Source organism: Lysinibacillus sp. NPDC096418 (assembly GCF_044762775.1).
GTDB lineage: Bacteria > Bacillota > Bacilli > Bacillales_A > Planococcaceae > Lysinibacillus.
In genome coordinates this window covers 32611-56874 of the sequence record NZ_JBIWEY010000023.1, presented here as the reverse complement: position 1 = coordinate 56874, position 24264 = coordinate 32611, and the positions used below count along the sequence as shown (strand labels likewise).

Here is a 24264-nt window from a genome sequence, read left to right as displayed (position 1 = left end):
TTTGGGAACATTATTTTGTATTGAAATGAATAATATTTTTAGTGAAATACAAGTTGTTATTTTACTTTTGAAAAAATGTTAACATCGTAAGCTACATTATTTTGATACATATATTTCTTTAAAATACCCTCTTTTTCAAATCCATTTTTCAATAATAATTGATTAGAAGCACTATTTTCTAGGAATACCACAGCACCAATTCTTGTTAATTCTAATTCATTAAAGCCATATTCAACTATCCTATTTAAAGCTTCTGAAGTGTACCCTGCTCTCCAAAAGTCGGGATGAATTTCATAGCCAATTTCGGCACGTTTATGCGCAGGTGACCATAAGTTAAACCCTATTGTTCCTATTAAACCTTTTGTGTCTTTTCTTTCGATTGCCCAACGAATCCCTCTTCTTTGGGAAAAGTTTGAAGAAAATGAGTGAATCAAATTTTTAGCTTCTTCTATGCTTTTAAACGTATTCATTCCATAATACTTTGTTACGCGTTCATTTGAAAAGTAAGAATAAATATCTTGGGCATCTTGCTGTAAAATTTCTCTTAAAACTAATCTATCTGTTGTTAGTATTGGAAACATTTTATTAACACCCCACTTAGCAAGTATAAAAATCAATAATGCATATGTAATTTTTTTACACAAAACAATAGTACCAAAAATTAAATATAGTTACCAAAGCGTCCTTTGGTAAACTTTCATTGAGATTCAATTTATATGTTACCGCCATTCAGAACAAGTGGATCGAACAGTCTTCTTTAAAATTATTTTTCGCAGCGTCTCAGAGTGTTATTTTCTATAAAAAACAGCGACAAACGCCGATTTAACTGTGTTTGTCGCTGTTTGAAATGTTACCAAGCTTGCGTTTGGGAACGTTATTCAATTTATGTATGTATACGTTATAAATCCTAGTTGCACTAAAGCACCCTAGTGATATTCTGCATGATTCATGTCAAATTCTTGTCTTGTCATTCCATAGCAAATACCATCATAATAAGCACCTTTAGTAAAAATGATTTTTCTTAGTTGCCCCTCTTTCATAAAACCTAACTTTTCATGTAAGCGCATGGATGGTTCATTGAAAGAATAAACGGTTGTATTTACTTTTTGATAAGCACGCTCTGAAAAGAAGAAGCGAAGAACCATAAGAATCATTTCTTTTGCGTATCCTTTACCTCTGTACGGCTCAAATACAGCTAAATAATAATCAAAGATACCATTTTTTAAATCACAATCAAATGTTTCAATCATACCAACAATATTATTATCTCTATCTACTGCAACAAAACGGAATACATCATCTTCTTCAGATAATTGTTCTTCTACCCATTCTGTCATTTTATCAGCTGAGCGAGGAAAATGAATCGAATCCATATTTCGTAGAATTTCATCATCTAATAATTCGAATATTATGATATCTTTAGGTTGAATAGCTCGTAGTGTAAGATTTTTTCCTGTCCAATAAGTAACTGCCATTATAACATTCCTTCCGTTATTTTCTAGATAAGTAAAGGTAGCAAGTTTAAAATCCCCCTTTTCTTAATAGCATCTTTATACTATTCTATCAGTTTAATAATAACTCCTTCTTAAATTGAACTGTGCCGTTAGTTAAATTTCGAAAACGCCCCCGAAGCATTCTTTGGTAACATTTCATTGGGAGTCTATTTATATGTTACAGCCATTCAGAACAAGTGGATCGAACAGTCCTCTTTAAAATAATTTCTCACAGCGTCTCAGAGCGTTATTTTCTAATATAAACAGCGACAAATACTGATTTAACAGTACTTGTCGCTGTTTGAAATGTTACCAAGCTTTGATTTGGGGATTTTTTGTTTTCAGTATACATTCGTAATTAGGTCGTTACCTCTTTCTCAAAAATTTTATAAGTTTATTGCAAATTTATAAAACAGAATGTAATATATAGTTAACATTTGCAATGTATATATTGCATCGGAGGCGTAATATGAAAAATAACGTGAAATTTGTGCGTATGAAAAAAGGGGTGACACAGGAGCAACTCGCTAAAAAAGTCGGGGTCACAAGACAAACAATTGGTTTAATTGAAAAAGGCGATTATAATCCAACATTAAGTCTGTGTATAGCAATTGCAAAAGAACTAGGGCAAACATTAGATGGTTTATTTTGGGAGGTTGAATAAAATGAAAACTTGGTTAAAAATTCTCTTACCTGATGACGAATATAAAGAGCGTCAAATGTTGATTTTTTTAGCAGAAGCTGCTGTTGTACAAGTTGTGCTTGTTTTAGCTTTAATGATGATTAGTCAATTATTTTTCCCGATGACATCTAAATTAATGCTAGTTATTTGCGTATTCAGTATCATTCTTTATGTAGGGGTACGTTACATTTTTTCTGGTATTGAGTACACAGAGATTAGTACAGAAAAAGAATATAAAAAAGAAGTAAAGTTGTTACGAAAAAAAAGTATAGGTTTTGTTGTAATTTATTTTGTTTTATCCATCTTTTTTTATTTAATCGGAAGTGTCTCGTTTTTTGATAGTAGAGAAAGTCAGTTAGATTTTTTTATATTTTTAGCAATAGCGGGCGTATTTTTATTTGGAATTCAATATATATCATTGCGTAAATCATATATGAAAAATAAAGACTTAATTTAGAGAGCTTCTGTTGAAGAGAAAGCTAAATTTAACACACAAAATATTATTAGTAGTATTCTGTACTTCTGGATATATTCAAACAATACCTGATAGTTAAATTATTTAATTATAGTTCCCAAACCATCGTATGAGGATATTTTTTTGCTACGGTTGTAAATCCGCATAAATCTGACGGGCCCTGTAATAGAAGGAATACTGTGAGAGATAGGAAAGCTCGCCATGATGAATTTCATGATGGCGAGCTTCTTTACGAATGGGGTTACGATAGTTTTGGGTTAGTAGGTTAAGTGTTTAGGAGCTATGTAGTTATGTATAAAGGTCTTGTTATCAATTTCACCATTATAGTTTATTTTTAGAAAAAAACGAGGGTTTTCAACGGTAAGCTATGATATATTTTTATTAAAATAAGAGATTTTGGGATTGGGATTTATTTTCTTTATTTCAATTTCTACTAAGGAATGGAGCGTTACCATGTTTTTTTTAAAATCCAAGAAGGTAATGGAAGAAAATGAGAGACTTAGTAAGCAGTTATGTGAAGTACAGCAGACAAATAAGCGTCTAGCAAAGCAATTGAATGACCTGTCTTTGAAGGAAGATGAATATAAAAACAGTTATGAAAAGCTAAAATCGGAAAATGAAGTGCTAAGAAAACGGGTTGAACAAGATCAAACTCTAGAGCTGTCCTTGAAATTAAAAGAAATAACTGCTCAAATTGCATCCCTCCAAAAAGAGAATAAAAATCTTCAAGAACTACTTGTTCAAAAAAATGAGCAAACATCCTTGAAGAGTGATAGTAAGACGAAGCTAGTGTCACAGGGAACATTTACATATACATATAAGGCAGCAGGAGTCACAAAGGATAACCGACAAAATCTAGTTCGTGCGCTTCAAAAAGGCGCAAAAATCCGTATAGTACGTGAAAAAAACAACCCACATGATCCATACGCTGTTGCATTAATGAATCAATATGGCTCTAAGGTAGGCTATATTCCCAAAAGTGAATCTGAAAAAATTGCAACTATATTAGATAGTGGTGTAAAGCTATTTGGTTATGTTGCACAAGTACATGGTGGACAAAAAAGCGCACCTTATCATGGATTCTCGGTGGATGTTACCAATAAGTGGAGGAGTGATGCCGTTGTATCCCATGGGAATGCAACCCCTTATCCAGTGGGAGATACATCTGGTATCTTAATGGAGAGTATGAAAAGGGACTTGGAGGCGGAGGTATATGATTTTCATGATGATTATCATGAAATAGAGCCTGATGTAGAATATGGACTCCGCTATGATCCAGATGAAGATGAATGGAAGTAATGTAGTATGGTAGATACAGCTACATTATTTAAATAACCAGTTTCCACGATAATCTTTATAGAAGAATGGGCTTGGTGCTATCCAGTTAGCATCAAGTCCTTTTTATGTAGTTCGAGCTCCGTTAAATCCTTCGTGTACTTCATCGGTTACTTTGAATCCTAGTGTACGATCTGCTATTATTATCACTCCTTATTAGTTAACTTAAAAACCCTTCTTGTAATTTGAATATTTCATAAATTATATAGAAAAAACGCTTTCTCTCAACTGGAAGCGTTTTGTGATTCAGGATATGAGATGATTTACTCGACCAATCGCTCGTGGTAATTGTGAAGTTCTTACTTTTGTTTTTCAGGGAAGTGTTCTTCTATATAGGTAGCGATATACTGTTTCTTCTCAATTTCGATTTGAGTAGAACGGAAAAGTTTTCCGAAGAGTTGCCATCCTTTTGTTGCTGCGTATTGCGTTAGGGCTTTGTTTTCAAGGCGTTTAGGACGCTTTTAATGCACCAACCTTAGCACTGATTTTCAGGGAACAACTTCTGTCTTAATGTTCAAGGTGAATATTCGCATAAATTTTTTATGCAATATCGAAACATGTACTTGATTTAAAAACGAAGTAAGCGCATGGAACGGAAAACGACGAGGAAGCCCACGGTTTGTCTCCGCAGAAAGAGTCCGCCTGTAGTGGAATGTGCTATCAAGTACAGATTTTGGTGAAGTGCCTTTATTTTTTTGAATAAAAAATCAAAACGGTATGATAGGTTTTAAGATATGCAACGAATATAACAGTGAACGGAATTTTCGCGAAATAACGTTTAGTACGAAATATGAGGTGTACGATGGATGACAAAATAATACAAGCGATAAAGCAGCAGCAAGAGCAAGGTATAACGATGCTACTCGAACAATATGGCGGGCTACTACAAGCGATTGTTCGTAAATATATCGCTGGCAGACCTCAAGAGATTGAAGAATGTATGGCGGATATCGTCGTGTCCATTTGGTACCACATTGACGATTTTGACTACACAAAAAATACATTTAAAAACTGGATCGCTGTCATTGCGAAGTTTAAAGCGATTGATGCTCTGCGAAAAATACAGCGTCAGCAAGAAATGGTCGAGCTATCAGAGCAGTTGTCCCACCAGCAGAAACTATCACTCGACTGGGGAACCTTACTCGCCCAACTACCACTGCAGGAGCAGCACATTTTCAAGCAGTATTACTTTGAAGGTGTCGAAACGAAAACAATCGCCGAGCAATATGAGGCAAAAGAATCGTGGGTGCACAATAAATTATCACGTAGCCGTAAAAAATTACGCACATTATTTTTAAAAGATGAGGTGTAGAAATGAGCATGTATAAAGATTTTAATGATATCGAAATGGATTTAACTGAATTTGAAGATCAGTGGTTAACAAAAGTCGAGCGCAAGCAAATCAAGCGCCGTGCTTTAAAGAAACTACCGCAAAAAAAGCGCCGATACCTAGGTAGCTCAGTTGCTGCGGCAGCCGTATTAGCGATTAGTCTTGTCGCTTTCAATCAGCAATCAATCGCGAATATCCCTTTCGTCGCTGGTCTTTTAGAAAACTGGAATCAGTCAAATGAAGTAGACTGGACACCATATAAAAATACGATTGGGCAAACGATGTCAACTGGGTTCGGAGATTTAACATTAAACGAAATCATTGTGGATTACGATAAAGTATTAGTTAGCGCAACTTTGGAGCTTGCAGAGGACTCGACTTTCTCATATCGTCATCAATTAGTGCCTTCTATTAAAATAAATGGGCAAATAGTTGAAAAAGTAAGCAATAGTGCACAGTCGATTGAGCAAAACAATAATATGTATCTCGTTTATAACGAAATCCAACTCGAGGGTCCAATTAAAGATGAGCTCGTGTCGATCCAACTTTCCTACGACCGTATGCTAACACCTAGCGGCGAGCCTCCTTTTGGTGAAAGTGTTGCTGAGCCTTGGATTTTTGAAGTTAAGGCTGCACAATTAGCTGTTCAGGAGCAGACGATCGTGAAGAAACTGAATCAACAAGTGGCTTTACCAAACGGGCAAAGTATTGTGATTGACAGCATTGTCACAACGCCCATTTCTACTACTGTATATTTTAGTGGTTATACGCTAGATGAGAATTCAAGGATGGCACTCGTCAACGAAGCTGGCACAGTTTATCATTGGCAAACACAAACGACAGAAGATAATAGAACAGGTGTGATGAATTTCTCTGGTGCAACATTTGTCGATCAGCCGATTTATGTAGAACTATATGATTCCAATCAGCTTACTGGTGACCGAATTTTCATTACGGATATGCAAAAACAAAATTAAATTAAAAACCAACTTGTAAAATACTCCCTACTAGGTAGACAAAGCTGTTTATCTATTGAGGGAGTATTTTCATATTCATAAGAGGCCAGCGATGTTACGTCAGAGTTTCCCCATCACTCCACCAATCGCTCATGGTACTGATGAAGTTCTTCTTTTAATCGCTCAGAAAAATGTTCTTCTATATAAGCTGCGATATACTGCTTTTTCTCGATTTCGATGTGAGAAGAACGGAAAAGTTTTCCGAAGAGTTGCCATCCTTTTGTGGCTACATATTGCTTTAGGGCCTCGTTTTCAAGGCTATTTAGGACGCTTTGTTCAATATGTTTTTCTCGGATTCTGATGGCGATGTCTTCTTTGTTTGATGTGAGAATCTCCTCTACTTTTTCGGCTAGTTCCTGATTTTTTTGCTCGAGCTGTTCCGTTTTCGATTGAAGCTTTTCAATTTCTTGCGAAGATTCGGAAGGAAGTGCTTTGATTTTCTGATGGAGAAAATCCTCGTTTAACGTGAGCTTCATTTCTTCAGTCTCTTCATCTTGTTCCATTTGGAATAATCCGGTGTGCATGATTTGTGCGAATGCTTGGCTTAGGGTATCTAAGCGTTTGTCGTGAGTTGTGTCGGGTAAGTTTTCTTGAGTCGGTACTTGTTTGATAATATGGCCATCTTCATTGATGCGTAAAAGTTGTTTTAAGCCTTTTACACGGTACTCATCTTTTAATAGTAGGATCATGCGCAGCTTCAAAATGGCTTTGAAGTCTAAGCGAATGACAGTCGCTGTTGTTGGATTTGTGGCTTGTCCATCGAAGAGATATTCTTCAAATGGTTTAATGTAGTAACGGAGCTGTGCATCGGTTACGTCAAACCAGCCTGCAACTTCGGGCGTGGAGTAGTATTTTTTTTCAATTAGTTCGAGTAAATATGGCTCGGATAAAAAATGTTGCTCAGCTGGTGTTTCTTGGATTACTTGAAATAATGGATCATTTGTGAGCACCTCTTGTATACGCTTTTCTATTGAAATCGTCTGTTCCATATGCTATGCTCTCCTATTCTTCGCAAAATTTTTCAATTCTTTTCTGCGCTATTGCATGTACTATTTTGCTTCTCTATTTTTCTCTATTCTATGGCGCTCTGTTTTATGCTAGATTTCTTAAAAAAAGCTCAGATAAATCGAGATGGGGGTGGATGCCCCGGTAACTCGATTTGTCTGAGCTCTTAAGTGTTGAGATAAATTATTTTTTTACGACATATTTTGTAGATGGACCATTGCCAACTCGAATAATACGATGCTCTTTAATAAGCGATTCAATTATTTTACGGACAGTGCCTTTGCTACGGTTCAAATATTCTTCCAGTTCTCTTGCAGTAAACGTTTCCTGATCACTCAACCAGTTTTCAATTTGGTCATCCTGTTGTAAGGGTGGAACGACTTGCAGTTTGGGTAACGTCACGGCAAAGGCATTTGGACTTACTTTCCAATATGGCTCTTCTACTGAATGTTTATAACTTTCTTTTATTCGTTGTAAGCCAGTTCCATAACTTTCAATCCATTTCATCCGGTAAAATACATTGGCGAGCTTTGGATTACGGCTCTGAGAAATACCGAGCTCAATATCTTCAAGTGTTAAGCCTTTGACTAAACCACCAACAGAAACGATTTCGATACGGTCTGTGAAAAGGTGAATGAGGATGCTGCCACTAAAGCTATAATCTCGGTGTACGACCGCATTTATTAGCGCTTCACGTATCGCAAAAGAGGGATATTCTTCTTGCTCTACACGTTGTAATCCCTCAAATGTAGAAGATTTGGCATTATATAAGTTTAGGTACTCATATACAGCCTCTACTTGTTCCAAAATAGAGCCATCAAACTCTTTACGATCTTGGAATTCCAGTTTATCCGTTCCTTTGTAACGTGCACATTTAATTGTATGTTCACACTGATCGGAGAATAGGTAACCTAAGTTTGTATAATAGCTATCATCGGTTAATAGACCTAGTGTACGCTGCTGTTCAGGACCAAATTTTAATTGAATCCTTTCAAAGAAAGTTTGAGCGGTATTGAATGTAAGGGATTGGTTGAGACTACGCATTGTTTCAAAATTGGAGCCGTCTGATTCCATAAGCATTTGACGAATTGCTTCGTCAGAGGCGTTACTGACAGAAGTACCATAACGAACAAAGACACCAGAGGGCTTCATGCCTTTACTCGCAAGGTGGTATGGTTTACGACTTCCTTGTGAAACCTGAATTTTAATGATATCTTTTTGATCGCGCTGTAGGACCTCTAAACGTGTATGGGCTAAGATATCAGGCTTAATACTATCTTTAATCATGCTCGATACAGCTTCTAGGCATTTGTGTGCATTCTCAAGACCAATTGTCTGTCCATCATCATCGATTCCGATATAGAGGTCGCCCCCCATGGTATTCGCAAAAGCAATGACTTCTTTTTTGATGGCCTCGGTTACTTCGCGTTTCCACTCTAATGTAAGTGATTCTTTCCATTCCATCGAATCAACCCCTCAATCGATTATTTGTATAGATCAATAATAATCGATTATAATTGATTAATCAATTTTCTATCATTAGCGAGTAGCTCTTGTGTACGCTACGCTCTCCTATTCTTTGCAAAATTTTTCAATTCTTTTCTATGCTATGGCATGAAGTATTTTTGCTTCTCTATTTTTCTCTATTCTATTGCGTGTTGTTTTATGCTAGTTTTCTTAAAAAAGAGCACAATAAAAGAGCTCTTAGACGAATCGAGACGAGGATTCACTTGTCAACTCGATTTAAAAAGTGTCTGAGAGCTCTTTGGATTTTTAAGTAGGGAAGAGAATAGGAAAGTCTATAATAGGATGGAAAAAATGAAAAAATAATAGAAATGAATAGAATATAGTGAGCGTTGCGGTCATGGCATACAAAAACACTCAGATGAACCGAGTGTTCTCATGGATTTTTACGAGTTGAATTTAATCGGCTAATATTTCTTTAAATTCTTTTCCTTTTTGGACGTACGTGTCGATTGATAATTGGATTAACTCAAGGTCTTTGTCTTGTAGCTGACGCACGACTTTTCCAGGCGAGCCGACGACTAATGAACGGGGTGGAATTTTTGCGCCTTGGGTAATGAGTGTATTAGCACCGATAATGCATTCCTCCCCAATGTCAGCATGATCTAAAATGACTGAACCCATGCCAACAATTGAACGGCGACCGATTTTACAACCGTGCAAGACCACTTGATGGCCAACTGTTACGTCATCTTCAACAACGACTGGTGCGCCTTCATATAGATGAATGGTTGCGTTATCTTGAATACTACAGCGTTTTCCGATGGTAATCGTATCTTCATCTCCACGTAATACCGCATTAAACCAAATAGATGATTGTTCGCCAATTGTTACATCTCCAATAATATACGTACCAGGCGCTTGAAATACAGATGTATGTACTGCTGGTTTTTTTGTACCGTATGTGATCTCCATAAAATCCACCCTTTCATTTATCTGATTATTTTGTTAAAATTTAGTATAACACATTTTAAACGGGAGGTGTATTTTTTGAATCATTTATGTTCTGTTTTAGAGATTCAATATCCAATTATTCAAGGTGGTATGGGGAATATTAGCAGTCCTATACTCGTAGCTGCTGTGTCGAATGCAGGTGGATTGGGGACGATTGGCTGTGGGACAATGACACCAGCGGAAGTAGAGGAACGCATCGTGGCGACAAAACAACTCACGCGGAAACCATTTGCTATTAATGTTCCGATTAATGTGAACCCATATACGAAAGAGTTATTGCAACTAGCTATAGCACATAAAGTACCGGTCGTTTCTTTATCTGCAGGGAATCCGGCACCATTTATTGAGAAGCTACATGCCCATCATATTTGTGTGATTGCGGTTGTAGCATCCGTCAAACATGCTAGCAAGGCGGAACAAGGCGGAGCTGATGTACTTGTTGTGGAAGGATATGAGGCTGCAGGCATTAATTCAAGTTTAGAACTGACAACATTTACGCTGATTCCACAAGTAGTGGATGCTGTTTCTATTCCGGTTGTGGCAGCAGGGGGTATTGGTGATGGACGGGGATTGGCAGCAGCGCTTATGCTTGGGGCATCGGGTGTACAAATGGGGACGCGTTTTATTGCGACGCAGGAAATGCCTGTACATAAGACATATAAACAACGATTACTTGATGCGACCGATGTAGAGACAGTTATTCTTGGTCGCTCGGTTGGACAAGTACGCCGTGTATTACAATCACCGTATGCATCAGCGCTTTTGGCAGACGAAGCAAACGGAATAACGCTAGCGGATTATCAAGAACGTACATCCGAAACGTATCATATTAAAGGCGCTCTTGAGGGCAATGAACAAGGTGGTTTTATGAATAGTGGGCAAATTGCAGGAGTGATTCAAGACTTACCGACTGTTGCCACACTTATTGAAAAGATGATGACGGATGCACAGCAATGTCTAAATCGTACATTACTTAATACTTTTCAGTCTCAATAAGGGGGAGGCCCATCATGACTAGGATTGATTTAAATGATGTTATTAATGGGATAGTGGAACCACCTGCGTGTGATCAAACACTATGTATTAAAGTGATCTCAGCTGTTGAAGGAGAGGCTATTTGTTCATGGGAGATTGATGAACGATTTTTAAATGGGCATCAAGTGGTAATGGGTGGATATATTACTTCCGCAGCAGATATTACAATGGCCTATTCAATGGCCTCTATATTAGAGAATAAACAAGGTTTTGCAACGATTAATTTGCAGACAACATTTTTGAGACCACTTTACATTGGGACTGCTGTGATTAAATCAACGATTGTGAAAAAAGGGCGGAAAACATGTTATGTGGAGGCGACAGTGTCTCAAAATGAGCAGTGTATCGCGAAAATAACGTCTTCTGTAATGGTACTTTAACATTAAAAGAGCCTATCCATTTTTACGGATAAGCTCTTTTAATGTTTTATTTATTATCAGCATGGAAAATTTCTTCAAAGAATTGATAGGCGGGAGCTTCTAGTAAGTTATAATATTCTTGGAATAACAACGCAGCACTATTTCCACTCCACATAGACGGTAATAATTCTTGCGGAAGCCCTGGATCGATAAATAAGAATTTACGATATTCATGGACGAGATTTGTACGCTCTACAAAACACTCCGCATCTGACATTTCATTTCTAGAGATGGCACTTTGATGTACAATATATTGCTTGCTATATTGATTCATAAACTCCTCATAACGAGCTTCAATTTCACCCAAAGACCAGCTTTTTTTAATAAGTGTTTCATGGTCATGTGGACCGATATATTCGGCAGTGAAAAAATCTACATGATCAGCGATGTTATATTTTTGAATAAGGAGTTTAACTTCTTCTTCTAAATTATTGGGAGAGATCCAACATCCATTAGAAAAAGAGCCAAATCCACTCCATAGAAGCTCTTTACGAAGTTCATCTCGAACTTGGCGTTTGTCTTCTGGAATCGTGTACATCAGTAGACGCCATTTTTGATCCCAATTCGTTGGCTTTAGTTTGAAAATTCGGTTGGCAGCTTCTCGCATTCGCTTTTCGCCGCGTTTTGTTAAAAAATAATAACTACGATTTCCTTTTTTTTCGGATTGTAGCCAGCCTTGCTTCACCATTCTTGATACGGAAACACGTACATTTTGCTCAGTGTGACCGAATTCCTTCAATAGTCGAATTAAGCTACCAATCCAAATTTTCGAACCATAGCGCATAATATAATCACCATAGAGCGTAAAAATCATCGATTGTGTATTTGCGCCCATTTTATCCCTCGACTTTCTTGCTTATTTTCCTTGGAATGCAGGTTGACGTTTTTCACTGAATGCTTGTAAGGCTTCGAGGCGATCTTCTGTCGGAATGACTAACTCATATGCCTTCGATTCAATTGCAAGACCCGTTTGTAAATCGGTATTCATGCCTTGTGTAATAGCATATTTTGCTTGACGGACGGCTACAGGTCCATTTTGCATAATACGTGTTGCGAGTGCTTCACATTCTGTTAGTAATGTTTCACGTGGCACCGTTTTTAAAATGATACCTAGTGCCATCGCTTCTGTAGCTGTGATTTTTGCTGCAGTTAAAATCATTTCCTTAGCCTTCATTTCACCGATTAGACGTGGCAGTCTTTGAGTACCGCCCGCACCAGGAATAATTGCCCAACTCGTTTCCGTTAATCCAAGTATTGCCTCATCAACAGCAATTGCAAAATCACAGGCTAATAGCCATTCAAAGCCACCCCCTAATGCATGTCCATTGACTCCGGCAATGGTCGGTTGTGGTAAGTTTGCAATACTATTAAATACATCACGGATTGCTCGTACGTTCCGACGTACTTCTTGTGTTGTTAATGTTTTTCGTTCTTTTAAATCTGCACCTGCACTAAATGCTTTTTCGCCTGCACCTGTAAAAATAACAGCGCGGACCTTTTCATTTATATATAATTCATCTACAACTTGTTGCAACTGTGCTAGTGTTTCATAGTTGAAACAATTTAACACCTCTGGACGATTTACTGTTACATAAGCAATATAATTTTCTATTCTAAATGATATACTTTCCATTTGCAAACTCTCCCTTTTTAGTAGTCTATTAAAAAAAAACGGCACAATCATTGTGCCGTTTTTTATTTATGCTTCGATATTTTCGATAATTGTCGCGATACCCTGACCAACACCGATACACATAGAAGCCAGTCCGTAATGGACGTTTTGCTTTTTCATTTCGTACAATAATGTTGTGATAATGCGGGCTCCGCTCGCACCAAGTGGGTGGCCAAATGCTATAGCGCCGCCATTTACGTTTACTGTTGTTGGGTCTAGTTCAAGTTGTTTTATCGATTCTAATGCTTGTGAAGCAAATGCCTCATTTAGTTCATAAAGACCGATATCTTTTGTAGTTAACCCCGCACGCTGTAGTGCTTTTCGTGAAGAATAAATGGGCCCTAATCCCATAACAGATGGTGCTAATCCTGCAACAGCACCTGTTACATAACGAGCTAAAGGTTTAATACCAAGTTCTTTTGCCTTTTCAGCGCTCATAAGTAATAGTGCAGATGCGCCGTCGTTCACACCAGAAGCATTACCAGCTGTAACCGTACCGTTTTCAAAAATAGGTTTTAGTTTAGCGAGTGCCTCTAATGTTGTATCTGGACGTGGATGTTCATCTGTTTCAACGATAATTTCATTTCCTTTTTTATCTTTGATACGTACGGGTACGATTTCTTCGGCAAAACGATTTGCTTCAATTGCCTTTTTCGCACGTTGCTGGCTCTCTAACGCAAATGCATCTTGTTCCTCACGACTAATGTTAAAGCGCTGTGCTACGTTTTCAGCAGTCTGAGGCATAGTATCAGCGCCGTACATCGCTTGTAATTTGGGGTTTGTAAAACGCCAGCCGATGGTCGTATCAAACATCTTTAGATCGCCGCGTGGATAATCCACTTCAGGTTTCCCCATGACAAATGGTGCACGCGTCATGCTTTCTGTACCACCTGCAATAAAAATATCGCCTTCGCCACTTTTAATGGCACGGGCTGCGAAATGAATCGCATCCATACCGGAACCGCATAGACGGTTAATTGTTGTTCCGCCAACTTCAATAGGTAGTTCTGCGAGTAATGCTGCCATACGTGCGACATTTCGATTGTCTTCGCCGGCTTGGTTGGCATTTCCAAAAATAACATCTTCAATTTGATCGGTTGGTACGTGTGGGTTCCGTTCTACCAGCGCTTTAATAACAATGGCAGCTAGATCGTCAGGACGCACGGATTTTAATGCACCTTTATAGCGACCAATAGGTGTACGCACTGCATCTACAATTACGACTTCACTCATTTTTTTACCACCTCTTTTTGCTCTGTATAGTCATAAACGCCTTTTCCACTCTTCCGACCTAAACGCCCAGCTTGTACATATTGTTCGAGTAGTGGAGCTGGTCGGTATTTTTCACCGAGCTTTTCATGTAAATAACGTAAATTATTAAGGCGAGCATCAAGACCAACCAAATCGACAAGTTCGAATGGACCCATTGGGTAATTCAAGCCAAGTTTAATCGCTTTATCAATATCTTCGGGTGTGCCTAAACCTTCTTGTAACATGTAAAATGCTTCGTTGCCAACAAGTGCACTAATGCGACTTGTAACGAAACCTGGAAATTCGTTAATGACAACGGTTTGTTTACCCATTTGTTCCGCAATTTCGCGAATTGTTTGTGCTGTCTCATCGTTAGTTTCAAGACCTCTGATAATTTCAACCAGTTCCATTTTATGTACAGGGTTGAAAAAGTGCATTGCGATTGTTTTTTCAGGTCGCTTCGCATAGGAAGCAATTTCTGTTGGGCTCATTGTTGAAGTATTTGTCGCAAATAAACAGTGTGGGGATGCAAACTGTTCCATCTGCTCAAATACGGCTCTTTTAATGTCCTTTTTCTCTGGTACAGCTTCAATGATTAAGTCCGCATTTTTTGCGACAGTCGCTAAGTCTGTCACATAAGCTAAACGTAACGTCGCGTCTTCCGCATCTTGCGCTGTTAATTTTCCACGTAGAACGGATTTTTCAAAAATAGACGTAATTTCTTTTTGAGCATTTTGTAACGCCTGCTCGTTAATATCGATAATCGCTGTTTCAAAACCGCCGATAGCGCTCACATAAGCAATTCCGCGACCCATAACACCTGATCCGATGACAATGACTTTTTTCATGAAAGCTACCTCCTTGTTGTGAAAACCATATACGAAGAGTGGGGATGTCTCATCGCATATGGTTTGTAATAATGGTTAGACGCCTAGGGGATTTAGTGGACGGCTACCATAATATGAAATGATACTCTTTGTTTCTGTATATAAATCTAATGTTTCGATACATAGTTCACGACCGAAACCAGATTGCTTATAGCCACCAAATGGTGTACCTGGCATTGCAGAGAATGGGCAGTTAACCATTACGATTCCAGCTTGGATTTGATTTGCAATACGTGTAGCACGTGCACCGTCTTTTGACCAAACCGCTGAGCCTAAGCCGAATTCTGAATCATTTGCTAAACGAATCGCTTCTTTTTCATCACTAAATGGCATTACAACTACCACTGGACCAAAGATTTCTTCACGTACAACTTTCATAGAGTGGTTCACATCTGCAATAATAGTTGGTTCGTACCAGAAACCATTTTCAAAGCCTTCAACTGTCGCAACTTTTCCACCTGCTAAAATTGTCGCGCCTTCTTCAATGGCAGATTGTACATAGCCGTCGATGACATTTAGTTGATCTAAGTCGATAATTGCGCCCATATGTGTGCCCTTATCGAAGGGATCGCCTAGTTTAATCGCTTTTGTTTTTGCGACAAACTTTTCTAAAAACTCATCGTAAATGTCTTTGTGCACGTATAAGCGTGAACGTGCTTCACATGATTGACCTGAGTTATAGAAAATACCGTATAGTGAACCATCTACTGCAGCATCAATATCTGCATCTTCGAACACTAAATTTGGTGACTTTCCACCAAGCTCTAATGTGACACGTTTTAACGTTTGAGAGGCTTTTTCCATAATGCCTTTGCCGACAGGTGTAGAACCTGTGAAGGCTACTTTGTCGACTTGTTTATGTTCCACTAAGTAATTCCCTACATCTTTACCTGAGCCTGGAATGATGTTCACAACACCCGCCGGAACGCCTGCTTCTATGCATATTTCGCCTAAAATAATGGCAGTTAAAGGTGTTAAAGAAGCTGGTTTGACAATAACGGAACAGCCAACAGCGATAGCTGGGGCAATTTTCCATGCGGTCATCATTAGTGGATAGTTCCAAGGAACAATCTGAGCACATACACCGACAGGCTCTTTCTCTGTGTAGTTATGGAATTGACCTGGTAAGTTGTTCACTGTGCCACGGTGACCGACGATTGCACCTGCATAAAACTCGAAGTCTTCGATTGCTTGGTGTACTTGACCTTGTGCAGTGCCAAGTGATTTTCCTGTATCAAGCATTTCAAGTTCTACAATTTCATTGAAGCGTGAACGCATGATGGCAGCAATCTTGTTGAGTACTTGTGCACGGCGATTAATAGGGTATTGTTTCCATTTACCGTGATCAAAAGCCTCGCGCGCCGCTTGTACTGCGCGCGAGGCATCTTCTTGTGATGCTTTTGCGACGGTTGCAACGACTTCACCTGTTGCAGGGTTAATCGTTTGGAATGTCCCACCATTACTGCTTTCAACTTTTTCACCATTAATAATTAAATGGTAAAAATCACGCTTCACTGATACTTGCTCTTGTACTTGTTGTGTCATTGTCATTCACTCCTTCTTATTGTCCACTAAATTGAGGCTGTCTTTTTTCTGTAAATGCTTTCATACCTTCTTGATGATCCTCTGTAGCACCGGCAATACTTTGGCTTTGTGCTTCATACGTAAGGAAGTCTTCAAACTTGAGGTGTTCTGCGGCCTTGATATTACGTTTAATAAGGCCAATTGCCTTTGTTGGCAGTTGTACAATTTGTTGGGCAAATGCATGGACGTCATCTTCAAAAGTGTCATTGTTGTAGACAGCATTTGCTAAGCCTAATTGTTTGGCTTCGTCTGGTTTAATACGTTGCCCAAGTATAGAAATTTCAAGTGCTTTGGCGTTTCCTACTAACTGTTTTAAGTAGTATAAGTTCCCAGAATCAGGGATTAATCCTACATGAATGAAAGCATTCATAAAGAAAGAGCTCTCCGCCATAATACGAAAATCTGCGGCAAGGGCTAAGCTAAAGCCAGCACCAGCTGCGGCACCTTTCACAGCTGCGATAATTGGTTTTTCGCAGCTATGTATTTGTTGCACCATTGGGCCATAATGGTCTGTTAAAATATCACCGAGTTTCATATTTTCGTCGATTACAGACAGGTCTTGACCGGAACAAAATGCACGTCCTTCACCACGTAACACAATGCAACGTACTGTATGATCTGCAGTCGCTTGCTTCACAGCAGTACGAATTTCGTGATTCATTTGTGATGTAAATGCATTTAATGTGTCAGGACGATTTAACGAAATATATGCCACAGATTCTTTTAGTTCATATTGAATAGTTTCAAACATAATTATCTCCCCTTAAAGTTCGGTTGACGTTTTTCAACGAATGCTTGCATGCCTTCTTTTTGATCTTCTGAAGAGAATAATAGATAGAAATTTTTACGTTCAAACTGCATGCCTTCATAAAGTGAGTAGTCCACAGCTTTGTTGACGGACTCTTTAATAAGGCGTACAGCGAGTGCTGGTTTTTTTGTGAGCATTTCCGCAACTTTCTGTGTTTCTTCTACTAATATTTCTGGTTGGACAATTTTGTTGATAATGCCATGTGTGAGTGCTTCTTCGGCCGTAATGCGGGCGGCACTCCAAATCCATTCTAATGCCTTTGTACGTCCGACTAATTTAGTGAGACGTTGTGTACCACCTGCGCCAGGCATAACACCGAGGTTAATTTCAGGGAAACTAAATTCAGTGCCTTCCGCTGCAATTAATAAATCACAACAAAGTGCTAATTCAAAGCCACCACCGAACACGAACCCCTTGACACTACCGATAATAGGCTTTTTAACTTGCGCGATACGATCCCAGTCAGCGAATTGATTTAGTAACTCTAAATGGACAGTATTGTCTGTAGCCATTTCGTCGATATCTGCACCCGATGAAAAAGCTTTTCCATGCCCTGCTACGACAATCACTTGTACGTAGTCGTCACGGTCAAATTGTTCCATCGCATACATAATTTCGCGTACCATTGCACGATTTAATGAGTTATATTGGCGAGGACGGTTCAAATAGATATACCCAACCCCGTTGTCAATCGTTACTTCAATAAATGTGAATGCTGTCATTACGCTTCTTCACCGATAATAAGTGTGACAATGTCGCTCGCAAAGCTCATTAAATCTTTTCCTGATGCTTTGCCCTCTGGGGAACGTAGTCCATTTTTTAAATCTTCCGCGCTATCATATGTCATCTCGCACATTAAATAATAAGGTGAATCTGTGCCCATCGGTGTTGAACTGAACTTTGTAATTTTCATTTCACGTAAGCCTGGAATTTTTGCTGTAATTGGTGTGTGTACCTTTTCATAGTGCTCGTCAAATGCTGCCTTATCTGCAGGGTGTTTATATAATGCGACTAATTTAGCCATAGTTGAATACGCTCCTTTGTCTACATTGAAGTAGAAATTAATTTCATTGCCTCAAACGGGTTTTTACAGCTCTTGCAATATAAAATACTGCGGCATGCTGTGGGACCAAATATATTTTCAATCGTGACATACGTAGAACCACAGTAGGGGCAATCTACATGCCAAGAACCGTCTTCTTTTAAAAATCGAGGTGGAGGGGCTATGCCGAATTGCTTTAAGCCCTCTCGCCCTTTTACTGTTACACGATCGGAAGTCCAAGTAGGATTATTAATAAAAACGACAGCTACTTCACGAACGTTTTCTAATTGAGAAATCGCTCTTTCGATATTTTGTTGAATGATTGTCAGTGCAGGACATCCTGAAAATGTTGGTAGCACTTCAATACGTACAGAGCCATCATTAATTTGAACACGCTCAATCATGCCAAGATCAATAATGCTTACCGTATCGATTTCAGGATCTTTCACTGTATCAAGTACTTCATAGATGAGCGCCTCGTGCAATTCAGTAGTTGTCATAGTCACCCTCCTTTGTAAATTGACATTACCAACTTGCTGCTAAATCAGAACGATAGACTTCTGACATGGTCTCAATCGCTGATGTTAAATCATCTGTATGTTGACCATTACGGCCATTGATTGTAGGTGTTGGTAGTACTGGTAAAGCGATTTTTATGGATTCAAATGTTGGTTTAATAATCGCAAACCAGCGTTCTTTTAAGGCTTCTTCGGATTCGATTAAATCAAATGTTGCCAGGCGCGGTGCTACTTCGCCGAATGAGAATACATCACCTGCATCTTTGATTACCTCTTCAAATGCTGCAATCATACGTGTTCGTGAATCTTCTGTTGCTGTAAATAATTGAGTAAACCAAGCTGTCCAGTGCATTTGGTGGTAATATAGCTCGGCACTAATCTTTGTAGCTATTTCTTGGATTGGACCATAGCTGCTAGCTTTTAAAGCTTCAATTTTTGCTTTTTTTGCTGTTGAATAGATGAAGTTACGTGCAACCGCATAACCCCAGTCATAATTGGGTGCTTCTTTGTAGTAGCCTTCACCGTTTGGACGTTCAACAAGTAGGCTATTTCTACGTTCTTCTTTTGGTCGAAGCTGCGCTAAAGAATCTGTATTGCCTTCACCAAGTTCTTCTAACAGTGTGTAGTATAGTTTTGCGTGCCCCATTGTATCTTGTGTAATGGATGAGAAAGCTACATCTTCTTCGATGTGAGGTGCTAACCCAAGCCATTCTGAGCCACGATAAGAGAATAGATAATCATCATCTGCTAATTGATATAGCAGGATCGTTACAGCTTTTTTAAATTCAGGCGTTACTTCGTTAGTCATCTTTTTTACCTCCTCCAGCCCAAGAGAGAATTTCTTTTTCATCTAGCATTACTTGCTCATAGTGACGCCATTTTTTCTTTAAGTAACCGTAGCCTTTTGTTGTACGATAATCTTTATTGTCTAGGCGTTGTAGAGCTTGTTTGCTGTCTTGTGTTAAGCCATGTAAATGTTTTCGATTTACTACCCAAATGTCTACGACTGGTTCACGGCGCATAAAGTTTTCCTGTGCCATAATCAATGCGATTTCCTCGTTTGGTGCTAGTAGACTAAATTGGTGTTGGAAATGTGATGTTTGTGTTCGTTTACTGAATACTTCGAATTCTTGGTAGAAAGATTGTTTTTCCACGGTAATACCCCTCTCTTAAAAGAGTTAATTTGCTAGTGCAGTTAGCGCTTCACGTACCCAAGCATTATTTTCATAAGATGAACGACGAAGTGTTAATCGTTCTTGTGAGCAAGGTCCTTCATTGCGTTGGATTTTTTTGAAATATTCCCAGTTTGGTTGTGCGTAAATCCATTTTTTTTGTGCTTCATCAAAGTGTAATGTTGGATCTGGCACTGATAATCCTAACGATTGAATACGCGGGACATATTTCGTTAAGAAGCTTTGACGTAATTCTTCATTTGATAACACGCGAATTTTGTATTTAATCGTCACGTCTTGTTTACTTGAACCCGTTGTTTCTTTTGATTCTGGACCGAAGAAGAACATTAATGATTCCCACCAGCGATTGAGTGCGTCTTGGACAAGCTCACGTTGTTCAGCTGTGCCTTCTGCTAGTGCCATGATAATTGCTTCACCGTGTTGTGCGTGGAATACTTCTTCCGCACAAATACGTTGTAATGCACGTGCGTAAGGGCCGTAAGAGGCGCCTAGCATATTTGTTTGTGAAATAATGGCAGAACCATCGACAAGCCATCCGATTAAGCCTGCATCTGCCCATGATTTTGTTGCCATATGAAATACGTTATGGAACTTTAAACGACCTTCGAATAAATCAATCATTATATCACCGCGGTTTTTGCCGTATGGTTTTAATAAGTCTTCGGCTACGCGCAGTAATAATTGCCCATGTCCCATCTCATCTTGCACTTTCGCCATAATGCCGAGTTTCCGGTATAAAGTTGGTGCTTTTGGAACCCATTCTTTTTCAGGTAATGCACCCATGATTTCACTAATACCATGCATAGAAATTAATTTAATTAGTGCTAGACGGTATTCTTCTGGCATCCAGTCATCTACTTCGATTTTCTCTCCAGCGGCAATACGTGCCTCAAACTGCTCTTGTAATTCTTGTTCAGACAATTGTGTTGCTACACTCATCATAAAAGCCTCCTTGTATAACCTATTTTCAATAACCGTTTGGTTTTTGTTATGTTGAAAAGCAAAAAAAATCATTCATTCAGTAAGTCTTCTGAGTTAGTTGCTACTTTAATAGATTCTGTTGGGCAGCCTTCCATTGCATCCTCTAAATCATCGTATAAATCTTCAGGTATTTCTTGGCATCCTGCGTTATCGTCTAAAATAACATATGCGATACCTTCATCGTTATAATCAAAAATCTCTGGAGCTGATGCGCCACATGCACCGCATGCAATACACGTACTTTGATCTACTCTTGTGAATTTCGCCATAGTTGTTTATTCCTTTCAAAAATCTGTTTGCATCATGTATGCTGTTTCTTTTTTTCTTCCATTAAACTCGTACTATGCAACGGTTGTACTTTAGATGTTGGATCAATGTAGACTTTCGCGTTACTAATTGCTGTTGGTGCTTCTCCGAAACCACTAACAATTAACTTCACTTTCCCCTCATACGTACAAATGTCACCAGCAGCGTATATACCTGGGATATTCGTTTCCATTCGAGAATTGACTACAATGGAGTTTTTGCTAATTTCTAAGCCCCAGTCTTTAATTGCGCCTAATGACGAGACAAAGCCGAAGTTTACGATAACATCATCTACTCCATAAATTGGCTCGATTGTTTCGTCTTTCGCATGTTTTAATTTGACATGTGTAATGTTATCTTCCCCTATTAATTCCTCTGGTACATAAGGTGTAATCACCTCGACAGAAGACTGCATTAAATTGTCTACGCTATGTTCATGTGCGCGGAATTTATCGCGTCTGTGTACAAGTGATACCTTTTTAGCAATAGGTTCTAACATCATAGCCCAGTCTACAGCTGAGTCGCCGCCTCCGAAAACCATGACATTACGATCTTTAAATGCATTGAGGTCATTAATGAAGTAATGTAAGTTACGTTCTGCATACTTTTCTTCCCCATTGAATTCGAGTGTACGGACTTTGAAAGCACCGTTCCCAGCAGTGATAAGAATTGTACGAGAGTAATGAGTGCCAGCTGTCGTGACAAGTTTGAAAATACCATGTTCATCTTTGTCAATGGTTTGTACAGACTCATTCGTACAGACATCTACTGGAAATGTATTCATTTGTTCTTTTAAGTTATGGATAAGATCTTGCGCGCGTATTTTAGGAAAACCCGCAATATCGTAAATGTACTTCTCTGGATAAAGCGCAGCTAGTTGGCCACCTAGTTGAGGTAGGCTTTCGATAATTTTCACACTCATGCCACGCATACCACCATAAAAGGCAGCGAACATGCCAACAGGACCTCCGCCAATAATCGTTACGTCTTTAATCTGTTCATGATCAATCATTGAAGCACCTCCATTTGCTCGTTTCTTCTATCGATAATACGAGTCGCCTTTCCTTCAGAGCGTGGAACAGCACCTACTTTTTCGATGACAAGGTTAACAGAAATTAAGCATGCATTTTTTAAATCATGTTTAATTTTTTTTGTCAGTTTTTGAATCAGTGGATGGCTTAGATCGCCCTCTACTTGTTCATATAACCTAGGTGTTAACTCAACGTGTATCTCAATCTCATCCATATTACGATTTTTTAATAAATGGATTTGATAGTGTGGTGCTAAGCCTTCAATTTGTAATAACTCACGTTCAATCTCTGATGGGAAAACATTTACCCCGCGAATAATCAACATATCATCTGTACGTCCTTTAACACGTGCCATACGCATTGTTGTTCGTCCACATATACATTTTTCACGCGTTAGCGATGTAATATCACCAGTACGGTACCGAATTATTGGTAGCGCTTCCTTCGTTAAACTTGTAATGACTAGTTCACCGTCCTCACCATCGGCAACCGGCTCTAATGTTTCTGGATCAATAATCTCAACAAAGAAATGATCTTCGGCAATATGTAAACCGTCCTGTGCTTCGTAACATTCGATTGATACACCAGGACCCATAACTTCGCTTAAACCGTAAATATCCATGGCTTTGATTTTTAACTTATCTTCTAGTGCACGGCGCATTTCCTCTGACCAAGGTTCAGCACCAAATATTCCATATTCAATCCCATTTGTTTCGGGATCAATACCCATCTCTTCCATTTTTTCAGCGATGGTTAAAATATATGAAGGTGTACCAACAAGACCTCGAGGTTTAAAGTCTTCAATTAATGTAATTTGGCGTTCGGTATTACCACCTGAAATGGGAACCACTGCTGCGCCTAATTTTTCAGCTCCGTAGTGTAGACCAATTCCTCCTGTGAAAAGGCCATATCCATAAGCGTTATGGAAAATATCTGATTTGCGTCCCCCTGCGGCAACAATAGCGCGAGCTAAAAGTCCCGACCACATTTCGATATCATTTTTTGTATAGCCGACAATTGTCGGTTTCCCACTAGTTCCCGAAGAACCATGTATACGCACTACATCATCCATCGGTACTGCAAATAGCCCAAATGGATAGTTTTCACGTAAATTTGTTTTTTTAGTAAATGGTAATTTATGAATATCTTCTAAACTTTGAATATCAGCTGGCGTAATGCCTAACTGATCAAATTGTTCTTTGTAAAAAGGCGTGTTGTTGTAAACTTTTTCGATTGTTTCTTTTAAACGTGCCAGTTGAATCTTTTCCATTTCTCCTCTTGCTGCTGTTTCCACTTCTGGATGATACATCCTCTAGCCCCCCTTAAGCTATAACAGATGGTCATTAGACAACCTGTTATTTATATAACAAATAAATAACGAAAGAATATAAACTGTAACTTTATCTTAAGATAACCAGATTTAACTGAATTGTCAATATATTTCGTTTTATCTTCTTCGAGGTATTTATTCGTTGTTTATAACGGATTATTTCTTATTTATGCTTTTGTTTAATAAATACCTACTAAAATAGCATTCTAAACGCTATTTTCTTTTAAAAATATGATTCAATCAATTAATATCTGTTAAATACACGGTATTTCTCTTTTGGGTGCAATTTAAATACTGTTGATTTATTTACTTTTAGGGAAGTGGGTGTTAAAGTGATTTTGTATTTCACTTTTGTTTCTTTCGTATTTTTTTAGTATTGAAAATTTCTGTTGA

At 38.5% G+C, this 24264-nt stretch carries 27 protein-coding genes; 7 read left to right on the top strand and 20 right to left on the bottom strand.

What is annotated here, in order from left to right:
- Positions 1-56 precede the first annotated feature (56 nt).
- Positions 57-581 carry a GNAT family N-acetyltransferase gene (locus ACIQZG_RS16195; RefSeq protein ID WP_402756522.1) on the bottom strand — a complete coding sequence of 175 codons (525 nt, stop codon included), beginning with the start codon at positions 579-581 and terminating at the stop codon, positions 57-59.
- Positions 582-926: 345 nt separating this feature from the next.
- Entirely contained in the window at positions 927-1475 is a 549-nt protein-coding gene (locus ACIQZG_RS16190; RefSeq protein ID WP_402756521.1) for a GNAT family N-acetyltransferase, read from the bottom strand.
- A gap of 487 nt (positions 1476-1962) precedes the next feature.
- Between ACIQZG_RS16190 and ACIQZG_RS16185 the strand changes: the two genes are divergently transcribed.
- The 5 genes from ACIQZG_RS16185 to ACIQZG_RS16165 all read left to right on the top strand — a co-directional run bounded on the left by ACIQZG_RS16185 (position 1963) and on the right by ACIQZG_RS16165 (position 6292).
- Positions 1963-2157: a helix-turn-helix transcriptional regulator gene (locus tag ACIQZG_RS16185; protein WP_402756520.1), complete on the top strand. Its 195-nt coding sequence runs from the start codon at positions 1963-1965 to the stop codon at positions 2155-2157.
- A 1-nt stretch (position 2158) separates the two neighbouring features.
- Positions 2159-2632: a hypothetical protein gene (locus tag ACIQZG_RS16180; RefSeq protein ID WP_402756519.1), complete on the top strand. Its 474-nt coding sequence runs from the start codon at positions 2159-2161 to the stop codon at positions 2630-2632.
- A 471-nt stretch (positions 2633-3103) separates the two neighbouring features.
- Positions 3104-3949 (top strand): HIRAN domain-containing protein, encoded by an 846-nt coding sequence (locus tag ACIQZG_RS16175; RefSeq protein WP_402756518.1) that lies wholly within the window; start codon positions 3104-3106, stop codon positions 3947-3949.
- 838 nt (positions 3950-4787) lie between these two features.
- Complete coding sequence (locus ACIQZG_RS16170) at positions 4788-5297, top strand: sigma-70 family RNA polymerase sigma factor (protein WP_402756517.1); 510 nt, start codon at positions 4788-4790, stop codon at positions 5295-5297.
- Between the two features lie 2 nt (positions 5298-5299).
- Complete coding sequence (locus ACIQZG_RS16165; protein ID WP_402756516.1) at positions 5300-6292, top strand: DUF4179 domain-containing protein; 993 nt, start codon at positions 5300-5302, stop codon at positions 6290-6292.
- Between the two features lie 113 nt (positions 6293-6405).
- Here ACIQZG_RS16165 and ACIQZG_RS16160 read toward each other — a convergent pair whose 3' ends face one another.
- From ACIQZG_RS16160 to ACIQZG_RS16150, 3 genes are all read right to left on the bottom strand, one after another.
- On the bottom strand, positions 6406-7320 hold the full coding sequence (locus ACIQZG_RS16160) for a DNA primase (protein WP_402756515.1): 915 nt from the start codon (positions 7318-7320) through the stop codon (positions 6406-6408).
- Between the two features lie 199 nt (positions 7321-7519).
- Entirely contained in the window at positions 7520-8800 is a 1281-nt protein-coding gene (locus ACIQZG_RS16155; protein WP_402756514.1) for an RNA-binding domain-containing protein, read from the bottom strand.
- Positions 8801-9259: 459 nt separating this feature from the next.
- Positions 9260-9775: a gamma carbonic anhydrase family protein gene (locus ACIQZG_RS16150; protein ID WP_402756513.1), complete on the bottom strand. Its 516-nt coding sequence runs from the start codon at positions 9773-9775 to the stop codon at positions 9260-9262.
- Positions 9776-9850: 75 nt separating this feature from the next.
- Between ACIQZG_RS16150 and ACIQZG_RS16145 the strand changes: the two genes are divergently transcribed.
- Positions 9851-10810: an NAD(P)H-dependent flavin oxidoreductase gene (locus ACIQZG_RS16145; protein WP_402756512.1), complete on the top strand. Its 960-nt coding sequence runs from the start codon at positions 9851-9853 to the stop codon at positions 10808-10810.
- Positions 10811-10824: 14 nt separating this feature from the next.
- A complete protein-coding gene (locus tag ACIQZG_RS16140; protein ID WP_402756511.1) occupies positions 10825-11229 on the top strand; it encodes a PaaI family thioesterase in 405 nt (134 codons plus the stop codon).
- A 46-nt stretch (positions 11230-11275) separates the two neighbouring features.
- Here the strand turns inward: ACIQZG_RS16140 and paaX are convergent, their stop codons facing one another.
- The 15 genes from paaX to ACIQZG_RS16065 form a co-directional block, all read right to left on the bottom strand.
- Positions 11276-12103, bottom strand: coding sequence for a phenylacetic acid degradation operon negative regulatory protein PaaX (gene paaX, locus ACIQZG_RS16135; RefSeq protein WP_402756510.1), 828 nt, complete (start codon positions 12101-12103; stop codon positions 11276-11278).
- 21 nt (positions 12104-12124) lie between these two features.
- Positions 12125-12901 carry an enoyl-CoA hydratase-related protein gene (locus tag ACIQZG_RS16130; protein WP_402756509.1) on the bottom strand — a complete coding sequence of 259 codons (777 nt, stop codon included), beginning with the start codon at positions 12899-12901 and terminating at the stop codon, positions 12125-12127.
- Positions 12902-12967: 66 nt separating this feature from the next.
- Positions 12968-14173, bottom strand: a complete 1206-nt coding sequence (locus ACIQZG_RS16125; protein ID WP_402756508.1) for an acetyl-CoA C-acyltransferase — start codon at positions 14171-14173, stop codon at positions 12968-12970.
- Positions 14170-15039, bottom strand: a complete 870-nt coding sequence (locus tag ACIQZG_RS16120) for a 3-hydroxyacyl-CoA dehydrogenase (RefSeq protein ID WP_402756507.1) — start codon at positions 15037-15039, stop codon at positions 14170-14172. Before ACIQZG_RS16120 ends, ACIQZG_RS16125 begins: the two co-directional genes overlap by 4 nt.
- Before the next feature lie 75 nt (positions 15040-15114).
- Positions 15115-16623 carry an aldehyde dehydrogenase family protein gene (locus ACIQZG_RS16115; RefSeq protein ID WP_402756506.1) on the bottom strand — a complete coding sequence of 503 codons (1509 nt, stop codon included), beginning with the start codon at positions 16621-16623 and terminating at the stop codon, positions 15115-15117.
- Positions 16624-16639: 16 nt separating this feature from the next.
- The gene (locus ACIQZG_RS16110; RefSeq protein ID WP_402756505.1) at positions 16640-17413 is read right to left on the bottom strand and encodes an enoyl-CoA hydratase-related protein; all 774 of its coding nucleotides are present in this window, start codon (positions 17411-17413) and stop codon (positions 16640-16642) included.
- A gap of 2 nt (positions 17414-17415) precedes the next feature.
- On the bottom strand, positions 17416-18192 hold the full coding sequence (locus tag ACIQZG_RS16105) for an enoyl-CoA hydratase/isomerase family protein (RefSeq protein ID WP_402756504.1): 777 nt from the start codon (positions 18190-18192) through the stop codon (positions 17416-17418).
- Positions 18192-18494, bottom strand: a complete 303-nt coding sequence (locus ACIQZG_RS16100; protein ID WP_402756503.1) for an EthD family reductase — start codon at positions 18492-18494, stop codon at positions 18192-18194. Before ACIQZG_RS16100 ends, ACIQZG_RS16105 begins: the two co-directional genes overlap by 1 nt.
- 20 nt (positions 18495-18514) lie before the next feature.
- On the bottom strand, positions 18515-19012 hold the full coding sequence (gene paaD, locus ACIQZG_RS16095) for a 1,2-phenylacetyl-CoA epoxidase subunit PaaD (protein ID WP_402756502.1): 498 nt from the start codon (positions 19010-19012) through the stop codon (positions 18515-18517).
- Between the two features lie 25 nt (positions 19013-19037).
- Positions 19038-19838, bottom strand: a complete 801-nt coding sequence (gene paaC, locus ACIQZG_RS16090; protein WP_402756501.1) for a 1,2-phenylacetyl-CoA epoxidase subunit PaaC — start codon at positions 19836-19838, stop codon at positions 19038-19040.
- Positions 19831-20184 (bottom strand): 1,2-phenylacetyl-CoA epoxidase subunit PaaB, encoded by a 354-nt coding sequence (paaB, locus tag ACIQZG_RS16085; RefSeq protein WP_402756500.1) that lies wholly within the window; start codon positions 20182-20184, stop codon positions 19831-19833. Before paaB ends, paaC begins: the two co-directional genes overlap by 8 nt.
- 24 nt (positions 20185-20208) lie before the next feature.
- Positions 20209-21162 (bottom strand): 1,2-phenylacetyl-CoA epoxidase subunit PaaA, encoded by a 954-nt coding sequence (gene paaA / locus ACIQZG_RS16080; protein ID WP_402756499.1) that lies wholly within the window; start codon positions 21160-21162, stop codon positions 20209-20211.
- A 71-nt stretch (positions 21163-21233) separates the two neighbouring features.
- Positions 21234-21473, bottom strand: a complete 240-nt coding sequence (locus ACIQZG_RS16075; protein WP_402756498.1) for a ferredoxin — start codon at positions 21471-21473, stop codon at positions 21234-21236.
- A 32-nt stretch (positions 21474-21505) separates the two neighbouring features.
- Complete coding sequence (locus tag ACIQZG_RS16070; protein WP_402756497.1) at positions 21506-22522, bottom strand: NAD(P)/FAD-dependent oxidoreductase; 1017 nt, start codon at positions 22520-22522, stop codon at positions 21506-21508.
- On the bottom strand, positions 22519-23850 hold the full coding sequence (locus ACIQZG_RS16065; RefSeq protein ID WP_402756496.1) for a phenylacetate--CoA ligase family protein: 1332 nt from the start codon (positions 23848-23850) through the stop codon (positions 22519-22521). The genes ACIQZG_RS16070 and ACIQZG_RS16065 overlap by 4 nt, the downstream gene beginning before the upstream one ends.
- Between the last annotated feature and the right edge of the window lie 414 nt (positions 23851-24264).